Here is a 12,837-nt window from a genome sequence, read left to right as displayed (position 1 = left end):
AGGACACTAGATGGCCTACGACAAGTTCCTCTCGCAAGACGAGGTAGACGAGCTGCTCAAGGGCGTATCCGGCGAGGCCGATACGCCCAAGGCCAGCGAGACTGCGCCCGACGAGGGCGGGGTCCGCCCCTACAACCTGGCGACGCAGGAACGCATCATCCGCGGCCGCCTGCATACGCTGGAAATCATCAACGAGCGCTTTGCGCGCTCGCTGCGCACGGCGCTGTTCAACTTCATCCGCCGCGGCGCGGACATCTCCGTGGGCAGCGTCAGGATCGAGAAGTTCGGCGATTTCGCGCGCAATCTGCCGATGCCGACCAACCTCAACCTGGTCCACCTGAAGCCGCTGCGCGGCACCGCGCTGTTCGTCTACGACCCCAACCTGGTCTTCCTGGTGGTCGACAACCTGTTCGGCGGCGACGGCCGCTTCCACACCCGCGTGGAAGGCCGCGACTTTACCCAGACCGAGCAACGCATCATCCAGCGCATGCTGGAGCTGACGCTGACCAGCTACGGCAATGCCTGGCGCACCGTGCACCCGATCGAGACCGAGTACATCCGCTCGGAGATGCACCCCAAGTTTGCCAACGTCGCCACGCACAACGAGGCCGTGGTCACCACCGCCTTCCACATCGAGCTGGGCGCCGTCGGCGGCCAGCTGCACGTATGCCTGCCGTACGCGATGATCGAGCCCCTCAAGGACCTGCTGATGAATCCGCTGCAGGACGAGAAAGAGGTCGACAAGGGCTGGGTCACGCAACTGTCGACGCAGCTGCGCGCGGCCGAGGTCGAGCTGGTGGCCGAGTTCGCGCACCTGCAGAGTACGGTGGCCGAGGTGCTGGCGATGCGCGCCGGCGACGTGCTGCCGATCGAGCTGCCCGAAAAGGTGTTCGGCAAGGTGGACGGCGTGCCCGTGATGCAATGCGGCTTCGGCACCATGAACGGCCAGTACGCGCTGCGGGTAGAACGAATGATCAATCACCAGGACGGCGATTCCCACCTGGATACCGAGGACACCGATTATGACTGACGGCATCGAGGACAAGCCGGTCGACCCGATGGACGACTGGGCCAGCGCGCTGGCCGAGCAGACCAGCGCCACTTCCGCCGAGATCCCTGCCGCTGCCGCGCCGGCATCGGCAGCCGCCACGCCCGCCGCCGCCACGGTCTTCCCGCCGCTGGCCAAGGAAGCGCCGAGCGGCTTCCGCAACGATATCGAGATGATCCTCGATATCCCGGTGCAGCTGACCGTGGAACTGGGCCGCACCAAGGTGCCGATCAAGAACCTGCTGCAGCTGGCGCAGGGCTCGGTGGTGGAACTCGACGGCCTGGCCGGCGAGCCGATGGACGTGCTGGTCAACGGCTACCTGATCGCCCAGGGCGAAGTGGTGGTGGTCAACGACAAGTTCGGCATCCGCCTGACCGACATCATCACGCCGTCCGAACGCATCCGGAAGCTGAACAAATGACAGCCGCAAGCCGCGCCCTGCTGGCTGCGCTTGCCGCGCTTCCCGGCGCCGCAATTGCGGCCGAAGGCACGCCGGCGCCCGCCATCGGCGGCGCGGCCAGCCTGGCGCAGGCCGGGCTGGGACTGTTCGCCATCATCGCGCTGATACTGGGGCTGGCCTGGATGGCACGGCGTGCCGGCCTGGTGCGCCACGCCACCGGCGGCGCCATGAAGGTGGTCGGCAGCACCATGCTGGGCGCACGCCAGCGCCTGGTGCTGGTCGAGGTCGGCGATACCTGGCTGGTACTGGGCGTCAGCCCCGGCGAGATCCGGCCGCTGCACACCATGGCGGCCGGCTCGCCGGCCGCCGGCCAGACCGGCGCGCACGTCGTCGCCGCACCGTTGCAACCGCCCACCGGCGGCAGCTTTGCCGAAAAGCTGCTGCGCTCGATGCAGGCCCACTTCAAATCATGACTTCCCCGCTTGCCACGCCGTGGCGACCGCTGCCGCGCGCAGGCCGCGCCGCGCGCCCGGCCTCGTTGCTGCCCTTGTCGCTGCTGTCCCTGCTGGCGCTGATGCTGGCCCTTGCCACGCTGGCGCCCGCGCCAGCCTGGGCCCAGGCGCTGCCCGGCGTGATCAGCAAGCCCGCCCCGGGCGGCGGCCAGATCTGGTCGCTGCCGGTGCAGACGCTGGTGCTGCTGACCTCGCTGTCGTTCCTGCCCGCGGCAATGCTGATGATGACCGGCTTCACCCGCGTCATCATCGTGCTGGGGCTGCTGCGCAATGCGCTGGGCACGGCCACCTCGCCGCCCAACCAGGTGCTGGTGGGGCTATCGCTGTTCCTGACCTTCTTCGTGATGGCGCCGGTGTTCGACCGTGTCTACAACGACGCCTACAAGCCGCTGTCCGAGAACAAGCTCAGCCTCGAAGCCGCCGCGGCCAAGGCCGCCGAGCCGCTCAAGGCCTTCATGCTGCGCCAGACCCGCGAGAAGGACCTGGCCATGTTCGCGCAGATGGCCAAGGCGCCGGAGATGCAGGGGCCGGAGGAAGTGCCGCTCAGCATCCTGGTGCCGGCCTTCGTCACCAGCGAGCTCAAGACCGCGTTCCAGATCGGCTTCACCATCTTCATCCCGTTCCTGATCATCGACCTGGTCGTCGCCAGCGTGCTGATGGCGATGGGCATGATGATGGTGCCGCCGGCCACCATCTCGCTGCCGTTCAAGCTGATGCTGTTCGTGCTGGTCGACGGCTGGCAGCTGCTGCTGGGCTCGCTGGCGCAGAGCTTCATGAACTGACGCCGGCCGCCAGCGCCAGCCTTTTCTTCGCAAGAGCCATGACCCCAGAGACCGTAATGACCATCGCCACCCAGGCGATGAAGATGACCCTGCTGCTGGCCGCCCCGCTGCTGCTGGTGGCGCTGGCCGCCGGCCTGGTGGTCAGCCTGTTCCAGGCCGCGACCCAGATCAACGAGATGACGCTGAGCTTCATTCCCAAGCTGATCGCGCTGTTCGCCACCATGGTGCTGGCCGGCCCGTGGATGATCAACGCGATGGTCGACTACATGCGCGAGGTGTTCCAGAGCATTCCCGCGCTGGCGCACTGACGGCGGCAGCCGCGGCCGCCATCCGCCACTGTCCCCGTTGCCGTCCCTCCCCCTGCCTGCCCGCTGACCCGCCGCCGTGATCGAGTTCACCTCAGCCCAGCTCTACGGCTGGCTTGCGGCTTTCCTGTGGCCGTTTTTCCGCATCCTCGCGCTGATCGGCACCGCGCCGCTGTTCGGTGAATCGACCATCCCGCGGCGCGCCAAGATCGCGCTGTCGGCAATGATCGCCATGGTGGTCTCGCCCACCATCGCCCAGCTGCCGGTGGTGCCGGTGTACTCCTTCGGCGGGCTGATGATCATCCTCAATGAAGTCGGCATCGGCCTGGCCACTGGCTTCGTCATGCGGCTGGTGTTTGCCACCGTGCAGCAGGCCGGCGAGATCATCGGGCTGCAGATGGGACTGTCGTTCGCGTCCTTCTTCGACCGCGCCGCCGGCGGCCAGACCATGGTGCTGTCGCGCTTCCTTAATCTGATCGCGGTGCTGCTGTTCCTCGCGCTGGACGGCCACCTGCTGATGCTGGGCGCACTGGTCGACAGCTTCAACAGCCTGCCTATCGGCGGCAACCCCGGCGGCAACCCCGGTGGCAACCCCGGCGGCACCCCGCTGTCCGCGGGCGGCGCCCTGGCCGTGGCGCGGGCCGGCGGCATGGTGTTCGCTTGCGGCCTGCTGCTGGCGCTGCCGATGATCGCCGCCTTGCTGATCCTGAACCTGGCCATGGGCATCCTCAACCGCGCCTCGCCGCAACTGTCGATCTTCGCGGTGGGCTTCCCGGTGACGCTGTCGGGCGGGCTGCTGGTGCTGATGCTGGTGATGCCGCAGATGGGCAGCTACATGCAGCACATGATCGAGGCGGGGCTGGAGGCGGTGGGGACGGTGCTGGGGCAATTCGCGCGCTAGCGCGCCGGCGTGCCGCTTCCGGCGCGCATAAACTTAGACGTCGAATATTTCTTGACAGGGCGCGGCAAGGCGCTAGTATTACGCCATGTACTTCGATCTCTAAGATTATTGAGGTACGACACCCACCGTTCAGGAGCCTACACATGTACGACCTCTATGCCACCGACAAGCTGATCGACCTCTGGCTGACCGAAGACATCGGACTCTGCGACCTGACCGTCCAGACCATGATCGAACCGGGCGAGACCGGCACCTTCTGCATGAACGCCCGCGAGCCGATGATCATCGCCGGCATCGAAGTGGCGGCACGCATTTTCGCCCGCTACGATCCAACCTTGTCGATCGACGTGCGCGTGGCCGACGGCGACAAGGTCGGGAAGGGCGCAGTACTGCTCAACGTAAGCGGCAATGCGCGCAGCGTGCTGACGGCCGAGCGTACCGCGCTGAACATCATGCAGCGGCTGTGCGGCATCGCCAACCAGACCGCCACCTATGCGCAGGCCATCGCGCATACCAGGGCGCGCCTGATCGACAGCCGCAAGACCACTCCCGGGCTGCGCGCACTGGAGAAGCACGCGGTCACCTGCGGCGGCGGCCTGAACCACCGGCTGAGCCTGGACAACGGCGTGATGATCAAGGACAACCACATCGCCGTTTGCGGCAGCATCGCCGCGGCGGTGGAACGCGTGCGCCGCAAGCTGCCGGTGCTGACCAAGCTGGAAGTGGAATGCGACCGGCTCGAGCAGGTGCGCGAGGCACTGGCCGCCGGCGTCGACGTGATCATGCTGGACAACATGTCGGTGCCCGACATGAAAGAGGCGGTGCAGATCGTCAATGGCCGCACCAAGGTCGAGGCATCGGGCGGCATCCGCCTGGAGACCATCCGGGCGGTGGCGGAAACCGGCGTCGACTACATCTCGACCAGCCGGATTACGCAGTCCGCGCCGGCCGTGGATATCGGGCTGGACGAAGCCTGAGCCCCTGAGTCCGGGAGCCTGCCCGCGACGGCGCCCGCACACCGTTTCACGCCTTCTACCCGAGGCATTCGCCCTCGCCGGCCGCGCCGGCGGGGGCCTTTTCATTGGCAGTGGCCCACCTCGGGCTACAGGTCCGACAGCAGCCGCCCGACCTCCTGCGTCGACGGCACGCGCCGCCCGTTTTCCGCCGAGGCGATCTCGTCGGCGACCAGGCGCTTGGCGATGGTGATCAGGACCCGGCGCGTGGTCGCCACGTCCTGTTCGCTCACGCCCTCGACACTCAGCGCATTGACCTCGGTCGCCAGCGGCTCGAGCTTGCGGCGCAGCGCGCGCCCGGTCTTGCTGAGGAACACATGCACCTTCTTCTTGTTGCCGGGCAGGTGCGTGCGTTCGACGTAGCCAAGCGCCTCCAGCGCCTTGACCGCTGCAAAGGTAGTGGGCTCGGTCACGCCGGCGCGCTCGCTCAGTTCGCGCTGCGACAGGCCGTCATGGCGCCACAGGATGCGCAGGATGGTCCAGTGGCCGTACGACACCGAATGTTCCGCCAGGCGCAGTTGCAGCGCCCGGATATAGGCGCGCGCGGCGTCCTTCACCAGGTGGGCAAGCCGCTCTTCATCGGCTTCTTCCGGTGGCGTGATCGTGACCGGGGCATCCGGCTTTTTTGTGGCCATAGTGGTAAGCGGAAAGTGAAACGCATCCATGCGGCACCGGATCGACGGTGCCCGCAACAGCGCACATGATAGCGCCTCCACCGTGCGAGCGGCGTTGGCGGACCGCGCCGCCGCGTCCTCCAATGTAGCGTTCACTCCATCGGTGCGCCATGCGCGCATTGGCGGCACCAGGCACCGCAAACGCGCACGCCGCGCCCCCGTGTTTTCCCCTACGAAGGCTCGCATCCCGCGTGCCTGCTGGATCTTCGGGCGTTGGCCCGTTGCTTGCGTAACCTTAGACATCGAACTTTTCTTGACAGTCGCGGGTCTGGTGCTAGCATTGCCAAACAACTTCGACATCTAAGGTATTGGCCATGAACGCGAGCGGCACGTTCTTCTTTGTGGTGGGCCCCAGTGGCGCGGGCAAGGATTCGCTGATGGACGGGGCGCGAGCGACGCTCGATGACAACTATGTATTCGCCCGGCGCGTCATCACGCGGCCCGAGGGTGCGGCTGGCGAGGAGCATGAGGGCGTCTCGGAGGCGGAGTTCGCGCGGCGCCAGGCCAAAGGCGAGTTCCTGGTGACGTGGGATGCGCACGAGCTGCGCTATGGCCTGCCGCGCTCGCTGATGTCGGAGCTGGAGCGTGGGCGCAACGTCGTCGCCAACGGCTCGCGCGCCGTCATCGCGGAACTTGCAGGGCGCCTGCCGCGCTTCGTGGTGGTCCTGGTGACGGCGCCGCATGACGTGCTGGCACGCCGCATTGCCGCGCGCGGGCGTGAAGCGGGCGAGGAGGTTGCCAGGCGCGTGGCACGGACGGGTGCGGCGCTGCCTCCGGAAGTCCGGTGCATCACGGTGTCGAACGACAGCACGCTGGAGGTGGGCAAGGCCCGCTTCGTCCAGGCGCTGCGCCAAGGCACGCGCGCATCCAGTGACGGAGCACCGACCAGCCGCACCAACCTGATGGCCAAACTGCGTGGCGAGCCGCTCGACGAAGCCGCCTACGTCGCGGTGCTGCAGGACGCCATGGCGGGCCGCTATACCGAGTCCGAGCTGACCGAGTTCCTGGTTGCCGCGACCCGCTCGCTGGGCGACGAGGAAGTGGTGGCACTGGCGCGTGCGCGTACGGCATTTACCCCAAGAATCGAGTGGGATGAGCCGATCGTGGTCGACAAGCATTCCATCGGCGGCGTGCCCGGCAGCCGCATCACGCTGATCGTGGTGCCGATCGTCGCGGCATATGGGCTGGCCATGCCCAAGACCTCATCGCGCGCGATCACCTCCGCCGCCGGCACGGCCGACGCCATGGAGACCGTGGCGCGCGTCGACCTGGCGCACGACGACGTGCGCCGTTGCGTGACCCAGGCGCGCGCCTGCATCGCCTGGAACGGTCGCCTCAACCATTCGGTGGTCGACGACGTGATGAACGCGATCACGCGCCCGCTGCGCCTGGACTCGCGGCGCTGGTCGGTGGCGTCGATCCTGTCGAAGAAATACACCGCCGGCGCCACCCACATCATCGTCGACCTGCCCTATGGCGCGCAGACCAAGCTGGCCACGCGCGCCGACGCCGAGGCACTAAGCGCGATGTTCGAGCACGTCGGCAAGGGGCTGGGCCTGCACGTGCGCGCGCTGGTCACCGACGGCAGCCGGCCGATCGGCCGCGGCATCGGGCCCGCACTGGAAGTGCGCGATGTGCGCCAGGTGCTCGACAACGATCCCTGTGCCCCTGCGGACCTGCGAGAGAAAGCCTTGCGCTTCGCCGGCGAAATCATCGGCTTCGATGCGCGCGTGGGCTCGCCCGCGGAGGGCCTGCGCATTGCCACCGCGCTGCTCAGCGAAGGCAAGGCCAAGGCCGCATTCGACCGCATTGCCGCCGCGCAGGGCGCGCGGCCCGAGCCCGTGGCGCCAGGCGCGCATACCTGCGTGGTAAGCGCGGCCATGCAAGGCCGCGTGGCCGCCATCGATGGACTGCGCATCTCCGGGGTCGCGCGCGCCGCCGGAGCGCCGCGCGAGCTCGGTGCGGGCGTCGATCTGCTGTGCACGATCGGGGCAAAGGTGGCGCCAGGGCAACCCCTCTACCGCATCCATGCGGGCAGCGATGCGGCACTTGCGGCGGCCGCGGCACTGGCACGCGCGGGCGGCGAGTGCAGCGAGGCGGTGCGTATAGATCCCGATTGACCGGCTTCCCCCTTCCCTTCACCCTAACCGACGAGGCATATCAATGAGACCCCTATCCGTCGTCCGCAGTCTGGCATCCCTGCTCCTTGTCGCAAGCAGCCTGGCAACCGTGCCCGGCCGCGCCGAAGCGAACCTGGCGAGTACCTTCCCGCAGAAGCCCATCCGCATGGTGGTGACGTTCCCGGCCGGAGGAGGGACCGATTCGCTGGCGCGCCTGATCGGGGCCGACCTCAGCAAGTCGCTGGGGCAGCCGGTGGTGGTCGACAACCGCCCTGGCGCCAGCGGCAATATCGGCGCGGAGTTTGTCGCCAAGAGCCCGGGTGACGGCTACACACTGCTGATCGTCAACAGCAGCTTTGCCATCAACCCGAGCGTCTTCAAGAAGCTGCAGTTCAATCCGAAATCGGATTTCAGCGCGGTCATCACCTTCGCTTCGGTGCCCTCGGTGATCGCCGTGCCCGCGCACTCGAAGCTGCGCACGCTCAACGACCTGCTCACGGCCGGCAAGAGCGGCACGCCGCCCAGCTACGCCTCATGCGGCAACGGCACGCCGCAGCACCTGGCCGGCGAGTTGCTGAAACTCTCGGCGAAGATCGACATGCTGCACGTGCCGTACAAGGGCTGCGCTCCGGCCATCGCCGACGTGCTGGGCAACCAGGCCGAGGTCAGCGTCAATACGCTGACCAACACCATTCCCTACCTGAAGAGCAACAAGCTGCGCGCGCTGGCCGTCACGTCGAAGGCTCGCTCGCCGTTCCTGCCCGACGTCCCCACGGTCAGCGAGCTGGGCGTGGCCGGCTACGACGTCGACCAGTGGTTCGGCATCCTCGCCCCGGCCAATACGCCTCCGGAGATCGTACAGAAGCTGAACGCCGAGATCGCCAGGGCCATCGCCAAGCCCGAGATCAAGGCGTCGCTGACGCACCTGGGCTTTGCTACGACGACCAGCACACCCGCTGAATTCCAGAAGCTGGTGAACGCCGACATCGACCGCTGGCAGAAATTCACCGCCAAAATGAGCCTGGTCGTCGACTGATCATCCGGGCCACTGACCACCCCAACCCTATCCCTTCACGCACACCACCTGCCGCAGCGTATGCACCACCTCCACCAGGTCTGACTGCGCCGCCATCACCGCGTCGATGTCCTTGTACGCCATCGGGATCTCGTCGATCACGGCGGCGTCCTTGCGGCACTCCACGCCTCGCGTGGCGTGCTGCTGGTCGGCTACGGTGAAGCGGCGCTTGGCCTCGCTGCGGCTCATGGTGCGGCCCGCGCCGTGGCTGCAGGAGCAAAATGACTCCGGATTGCCCTTGCCGCGCACGATGAACGAGCGCGCGCCCATCGAGCCCGGGATGATGCCCAACTCGCCGGCGCGCGCGCTGACCGCGCCCTTGCGCGTGACCAGCACGTCGGCGCCAAAGTGATGTTCCTTCTGCACGTAGTTGTGGTGGCAGTTCACCGCCTCGAGCTGCGCCTGGAACGGCTTGCGCAGCACCCGCTGCGCCGCCGCCAGCACCGCCTCCATCATCAGTTCGCGGTTGCGGCGCGCGTAGGCCTGGGCCCATGACACCGCGTAGATGTAGTCCGCGTAGTGCGCGGAGCCTTCCACCAGGTAAGCCAGGTCGCGGTCCGGCAGGTTGGCCAGGTGCTGGCGCATGTCCTGCTGCGCCAGCGTGATAAAGGTGGTGCCGATCGCATTGCCGATGCCGCGCGAGCCGCTGTGCAGCATGAACCAGACCGACTGCGCCTCGTCCAGGCATACCTCGATGAAGTGGTTGCCGGTGCCCAGCGTGCCGAGGTGATTGCGATGGTTGGCGCGCGCCAGGTGCGGGTATTTGTCGGTGATGCGGCGAAAGCCCGGCGCCATTTCCGCCCAGGCGGCATCGACGTGCGCCGGCGCATTGCCCCAGGCGCCCTGGTCGCGCCGCCCGCCCTGCGCACTGCGGCCATGCGGCACGGCATGCTCGATCGCGCTGCGCATCTGCCCCAGGTTGTCGGGCAGGTCGGAGGCGGTCAGCGAAGTCTTCACCGCCATCATGCCGCAACCGATATCGACGCCTACCGCCGCGGGAATGACTGCGCCGACCGTGGGGATCACCGAGCCGATGGTCGAGCCCTTGCCCAGATGTACGTCCGGCATCACCGCCAGATGGCGGAAGATAAACGGCATCCGGGCCGTGTTCACCAACTGCTCGCGCGCGGCCCCCTCCACCGGCACGCCGCGCGTCCATAGCTTGACCGGCTTGCCGGCGCCGGTGTCGAGTACGTCGTATTGGGTCTTGCCTGACATGGTTGCCGTCGCTCCCGTCGTGATGCCTGGAGCTTAGAGGGCCCGGTCCGGCGAGGATTCCCCTGGCGGCTGCGGTGTCATCAAGCGCCGATAAACCCCGCAAACGCCCCAAGATCCACATTCCCGCCCGACACGATGATGCCCACGCGCTTGCCCTTCACATCGAGCTTGCCATGCAGCACCGCGGCCGCGGCCAGGCAGCCCGTGGGCTCGGCGACGATCTTCATGCGGCCGGCGAAGAACTTCATGGTCTCGACCAGTTCGGCGTCCGACACGGTAACGATGTCCGTGACCAGTTCGCGGATCACGGCAAAGGTGTGGTTGCCCAGGTACGGCGTCTGCGCCCCGTCGGCAATGGTGCGCGGGGTGTCGATGCGAACGATCTCGCCGCTGCGCAGGCTGCGCTGGCCGTCATTGCCGGCCTCGGGCTCGACGCCGTACACGGCGCAGCCGGGCGCCATCGCCTGTGCCGCAACCGCGCAGCCCGACAGCAACCCGCCGCCGCCCAGGCACACCACCAGCATGTCCAGCGGACCGGTTTCCTCGAACAGTTCCTTGGCCGCCGTGCCCTGCCCGGCCATCACGTGTGGGTGGTCGTAGGGCGGGATCAGCGTCATGCCGCGCTCTGCGGCAATGCGCCGGCCCAGGGCCTCGCGGTCGTCCCGGTAGCGGTCGTACAGCACCACCTCGGCGCCATAGCCGCGCGTGGCTTCGATCTTGATCGCGGGGGCGTCCTGCGGCATCACGATCACCGCCTGCACCTCCAGCAGGCGCGCCGACAGCGCGATCGCCTGTGCATGGTTGCCGGAGGAGAACGCCAGCACCCCGCCGGCCTTCTGCTGCGGCGTGAACTGGGCGATGGCGTTATAGGCGCCGCGGAACTTGAAGGCGCCGATGCGCTGGAAATTCTCGCACTTGAAGAACAGCTGCGCCCCGGTGGCCGCGTCGGCGGTGGCGGAGGTCAGCACCGGGGTGCGGTGGGCCGCGGCGCGGATGCGGTCGTGGGCGGCGACGACGTCTTCGAAGGAGATCGGCAGGTTCGGCATGGCGATGGCGGGGAAGAAGTGTAGCGGGACAGGCAAGTCTACCCGCCCCGCGCCGCCCATGCACCTGCCGGTTTGTTCCCAGAGGGAGAGGAAGTACGGCGGCGCTACGCCGTCGCCATCGCACCCGCCGCACGCGGTGCCAAACCGGGCGCCCCGACACGTCCACCACCCTCACCCGGCAGGCGGAAGAACGCCACCACCTCGCTCAGTTCGCGGCCCTGCTCTTCCAGCGCGCGCGAGGCATTGGCCGCCTCGCTCACCAGCGACGCGTTCTGCTGCGTGACCTGGTCGATCTGCACGATGGCCTGGTTGACCTGCTCGATGCCGCGGGTCTGCTCGGCCGACGCCGTCGCGATCTCCTCGACGATGCCGGTCACGCGCGCCACCGCCTGGGTCACCTCGGCCATGGTCTGGCCGGCCTCGCTGGCCAGCGACGAGCCATCCTGCACCTGCCGCCCAGAAGCCTCGATCAGCTCCTTGATCTCCTTGGCCGCACTGGACGAGCGCTGGGCCAGTCCGCGCACCTCGCTCGCCACCACGGCAAAGCCGCGGCCCTGCTCGCCGGCGCGTGCCGCTTCCACCGCGGCATTCAGCGCCAGGATATTGGTCTGGAACGCAATGCCCTCGATGATCCCGGTGATCTCCGCGATCTTGTCCGAGCTGGCGCTGATGTCCTGCATCGTGCCGACCACGCGCTGCACCGTGGTGCTGCCGCGTTGCGCCACCTCGGCGGCGCTGCGCGCGAGTTCGCTGGCCTGGCGCGCGTTCTCGGTGTTCTGGCGCACGGTCTCGGTCAGTTCCTCCATGCTGGCCGCGGTCTGCTCCAGCGAGGCCGCCTGCTCCTCGGTGCGGCTGCTCAGGTCGGCGTTGCCGCGGGCGATCTCGCTGGTGCTGATGGCGATATTGCCGCTGCTGGCGCGCACGCGGGTGACAGTGGCGGTCAGGCGCTCGTTCATGTCGCGCAATGCCGCCAGCAGCCGGCCGGTCTCGTCATGGCGGTCCACTTCGATGCGCGCGCCCAGGTCGCCGCCGGCGACAGTGCCGGCCACCTCTACGGCACGCTGGATCGGTCGCGTGATGGCGCGCGTGATCAGCACGCCGCCGGCCAGCGCGATGACCGCTGACACCAGCGAGATCAGCACCAGCAGGTTGCGCTGGCGCTCGTAGTCCGCCTCGAGCCGGCGCTCCATTTCCTTCTGGCGGGTCCTGGTGAACTCGGCATAGGCATCGGTCGACTTGATCAGCGCCGCCAGCAACGGACGGCATTGCTTGTCGATCCGGCCGATGGCTTCCTCGATCTTGCGCTCGACCGCCAGCCCGACAATTCCGGTGGCGACCGGACCATACTGCGCCTCGACCTTGGCGACCTCCTCCACCAGCTTGCGCGCCTCGTCGCTGACACCAGGCTGGCGCACCATCTCGCTGAGCCGCGCCATCCGGGTCTGCACGTCTGCGTGCGCGCGCAGGGCATCGGCCTTCTCGCGCTCCAGTTCGGCGGCGTCCGTCACCAGCACCAGGTTGCGCGCCGCGATGGCACGCCGGTCGACCGCGTTGCGCACCTGCGCCGCCATTTCCGCCCGGGCATTCAACCCGTTCAGGTAGTCGTTGAAACCCGCCGTCGCCTCGCCAAGCGCATGCAGCGAGTACGCCGACACCACCAGCACCACGCCCGCCAGCGTGCCGAACCCGGCCAGCAGCCGCGTGCGGATAGACAGACTCCTGAAAACACTCATGATCACTCCC

Annotated in this window: 13 protein-coding genes; 9 read left to right on the top strand and 4 right to left on the bottom strand. The window is 67.9% G+C overall.

What is annotated here, in order from left to right:
• Window positions 1-10: 10 nt before the first annotated feature.
• The 7 genes from fliM to nadC all read left to right on the top strand — a co-directional run bounded on the left by fliM (window position 11) and on the right by nadC (window position 4,925).
• Entirely contained in the window at window positions 11-1,030 is a 1,020-nt protein-coding gene (fliM, locus tag MKD50_RS14915) for a flagellar motor switch protein FliM (RefSeq protein ID WP_012355214.1), read from the top strand.
• On the top strand, window positions 1,023-1,469 hold the full coding sequence (gene fliN / locus MKD50_RS14910) for a flagellar motor switch protein FliN (RefSeq protein ID WP_111520041.1): 447 nt from the start codon (window positions 1,023-1,025) through the stop codon (window positions 1,467-1,469). Before fliM ends, fliN begins: the two co-directional genes overlap by 8 nt.
• Complete coding sequence (gene fliO, locus MKD50_RS14905) at window positions 1,466-1,921, top strand: flagellar biosynthetic protein FliO (protein WP_252667478.1); 456 nt, start codon at window positions 1,466-1,468, stop codon at window positions 1,919-1,921. The genes fliN and fliO overlap by 4 nt, the downstream gene beginning before the upstream one ends.
• Window positions 1,918-2,742, top strand: coding sequence for a flagellar type III secretion system pore protein FliP (fliP, locus tag MKD50_RS14900; RefSeq protein WP_501993631.1), 825 nt, complete (start codon window positions 1,918-1,920; stop codon window positions 2,740-2,742). Before fliO ends, fliP begins: the two co-directional genes overlap by 4 nt.
• 38 nt (window positions 2,743-2,780) lie before the next feature.
• Window positions 2,781-3,050, top strand: coding sequence for a flagellar biosynthesis protein FliQ (gene fliQ / locus MKD50_RS14895; RefSeq protein WP_012355210.1), 270 nt, complete (start codon window positions 2,781-2,783; stop codon window positions 3,048-3,050).
• A 76-nt stretch (window positions 3,051-3,126) separates the two neighbouring features.
• Window positions 3,127-3,948 carry a flagellar biosynthetic protein FliR gene (fliR, locus tag MKD50_RS14890; protein ID WP_252667476.1) on the top strand — a complete coding sequence of 274 codons (822 nt, stop codon included), beginning with the start codon at window positions 3,127-3,129 and terminating at the stop codon, window positions 3,946-3,948.
• 143 nt (window positions 3,949-4,091) lie between these two features.
• Window positions 4,092-4,925: a carboxylating nicotinate-nucleotide diphosphorylase gene (gene nadC / locus MKD50_RS14885; RefSeq protein ID WP_252667475.1), complete on the top strand. Its 834-nt coding sequence runs from the start codon at window positions 4,092-4,094 to the stop codon at window positions 4,923-4,925.
• 125 nt (window positions 4,926-5,050) lie between these two features.
• Here nadC and MKD50_RS14880 read toward each other — a convergent pair whose 3' ends face one another.
• A complete protein-coding gene (locus MKD50_RS14880; protein WP_115699696.1) occupies window positions 5,051-5,596 on the bottom strand; it encodes a MarR family winged helix-turn-helix transcriptional regulator in 546 nt (181 codons plus the stop codon).
• Window positions 5,597-5,949: 353 nt separating this feature from the next.
• Between MKD50_RS14880 and phnN the strand changes: the two genes are divergently transcribed.
• Together phnN and MKD50_RS14870 are read left to right on the top strand one after the other, a co-directional pair.
• Window positions 5,950-7,755: a phosphonate metabolism protein/1,5-bisphosphokinase (PRPP-forming) PhnN gene (gene phnN, locus MKD50_RS14875; RefSeq protein WP_252667473.1), complete on the top strand. Its 1,806-nt coding sequence runs from the start codon at window positions 5,950-5,952 to the stop codon at window positions 7,753-7,755.
• A gap of 43 nt (window positions 7,756-7,798) precedes the next feature.
• Entirely contained in the window at window positions 7,799-8,791 is a 993-nt protein-coding gene (locus tag MKD50_RS14870) for a tripartite tricarboxylate transporter substrate binding protein (protein WP_252667471.1), read from the top strand.
• 27 nt (window positions 8,792-8,818) lie between these two features.
• Here the strand turns inward: MKD50_RS14870 and MKD50_RS14865 are convergent, their stop codons facing one another.
• The 3 genes from MKD50_RS14865 to MKD50_RS14855 form a co-directional block, all read right to left on the bottom strand.
• Window positions 8,819-10,048, bottom strand: a complete 1,230-nt coding sequence (locus MKD50_RS14865) for an RtcB family protein (protein ID WP_252667470.1) — start codon at window positions 10,046-10,048, stop codon at window positions 8,819-8,821.
• Between the two features lie 80 nt (window positions 10,049-10,128).
• A complete protein-coding gene (locus tag MKD50_RS14860; protein WP_115699692.1) occupies window positions 10,129-11,094 on the bottom strand; it encodes a threo-3-hydroxy-L-aspartate ammonia-lyase in 966 nt (321 codons plus the stop codon).
• A gap of 104 nt (window positions 11,095-11,198) precedes the next feature.
• Entirely contained in the window at window positions 11,199-12,827 is a 1,629-nt protein-coding gene (locus MKD50_RS14855) for a methyl-accepting chemotaxis protein (RefSeq protein ID WP_252667469.1), read from the bottom strand.
• Window positions 12,828-12,837 lie beyond the last annotated feature (10 nt).

Origin of the sequence: Cupriavidus mimosae (assembly GCF_023952485.1) — a bacterium.
GTDB lineage: Bacteria > Pseudomonadota > Gammaproteobacteria > Burkholderiales > Burkholderiaceae > Cupriavidus > Cupriavidus taiwanensis_C.
This window is presented reverse-complemented; position numbering and strand designations above follow the sequence as displayed.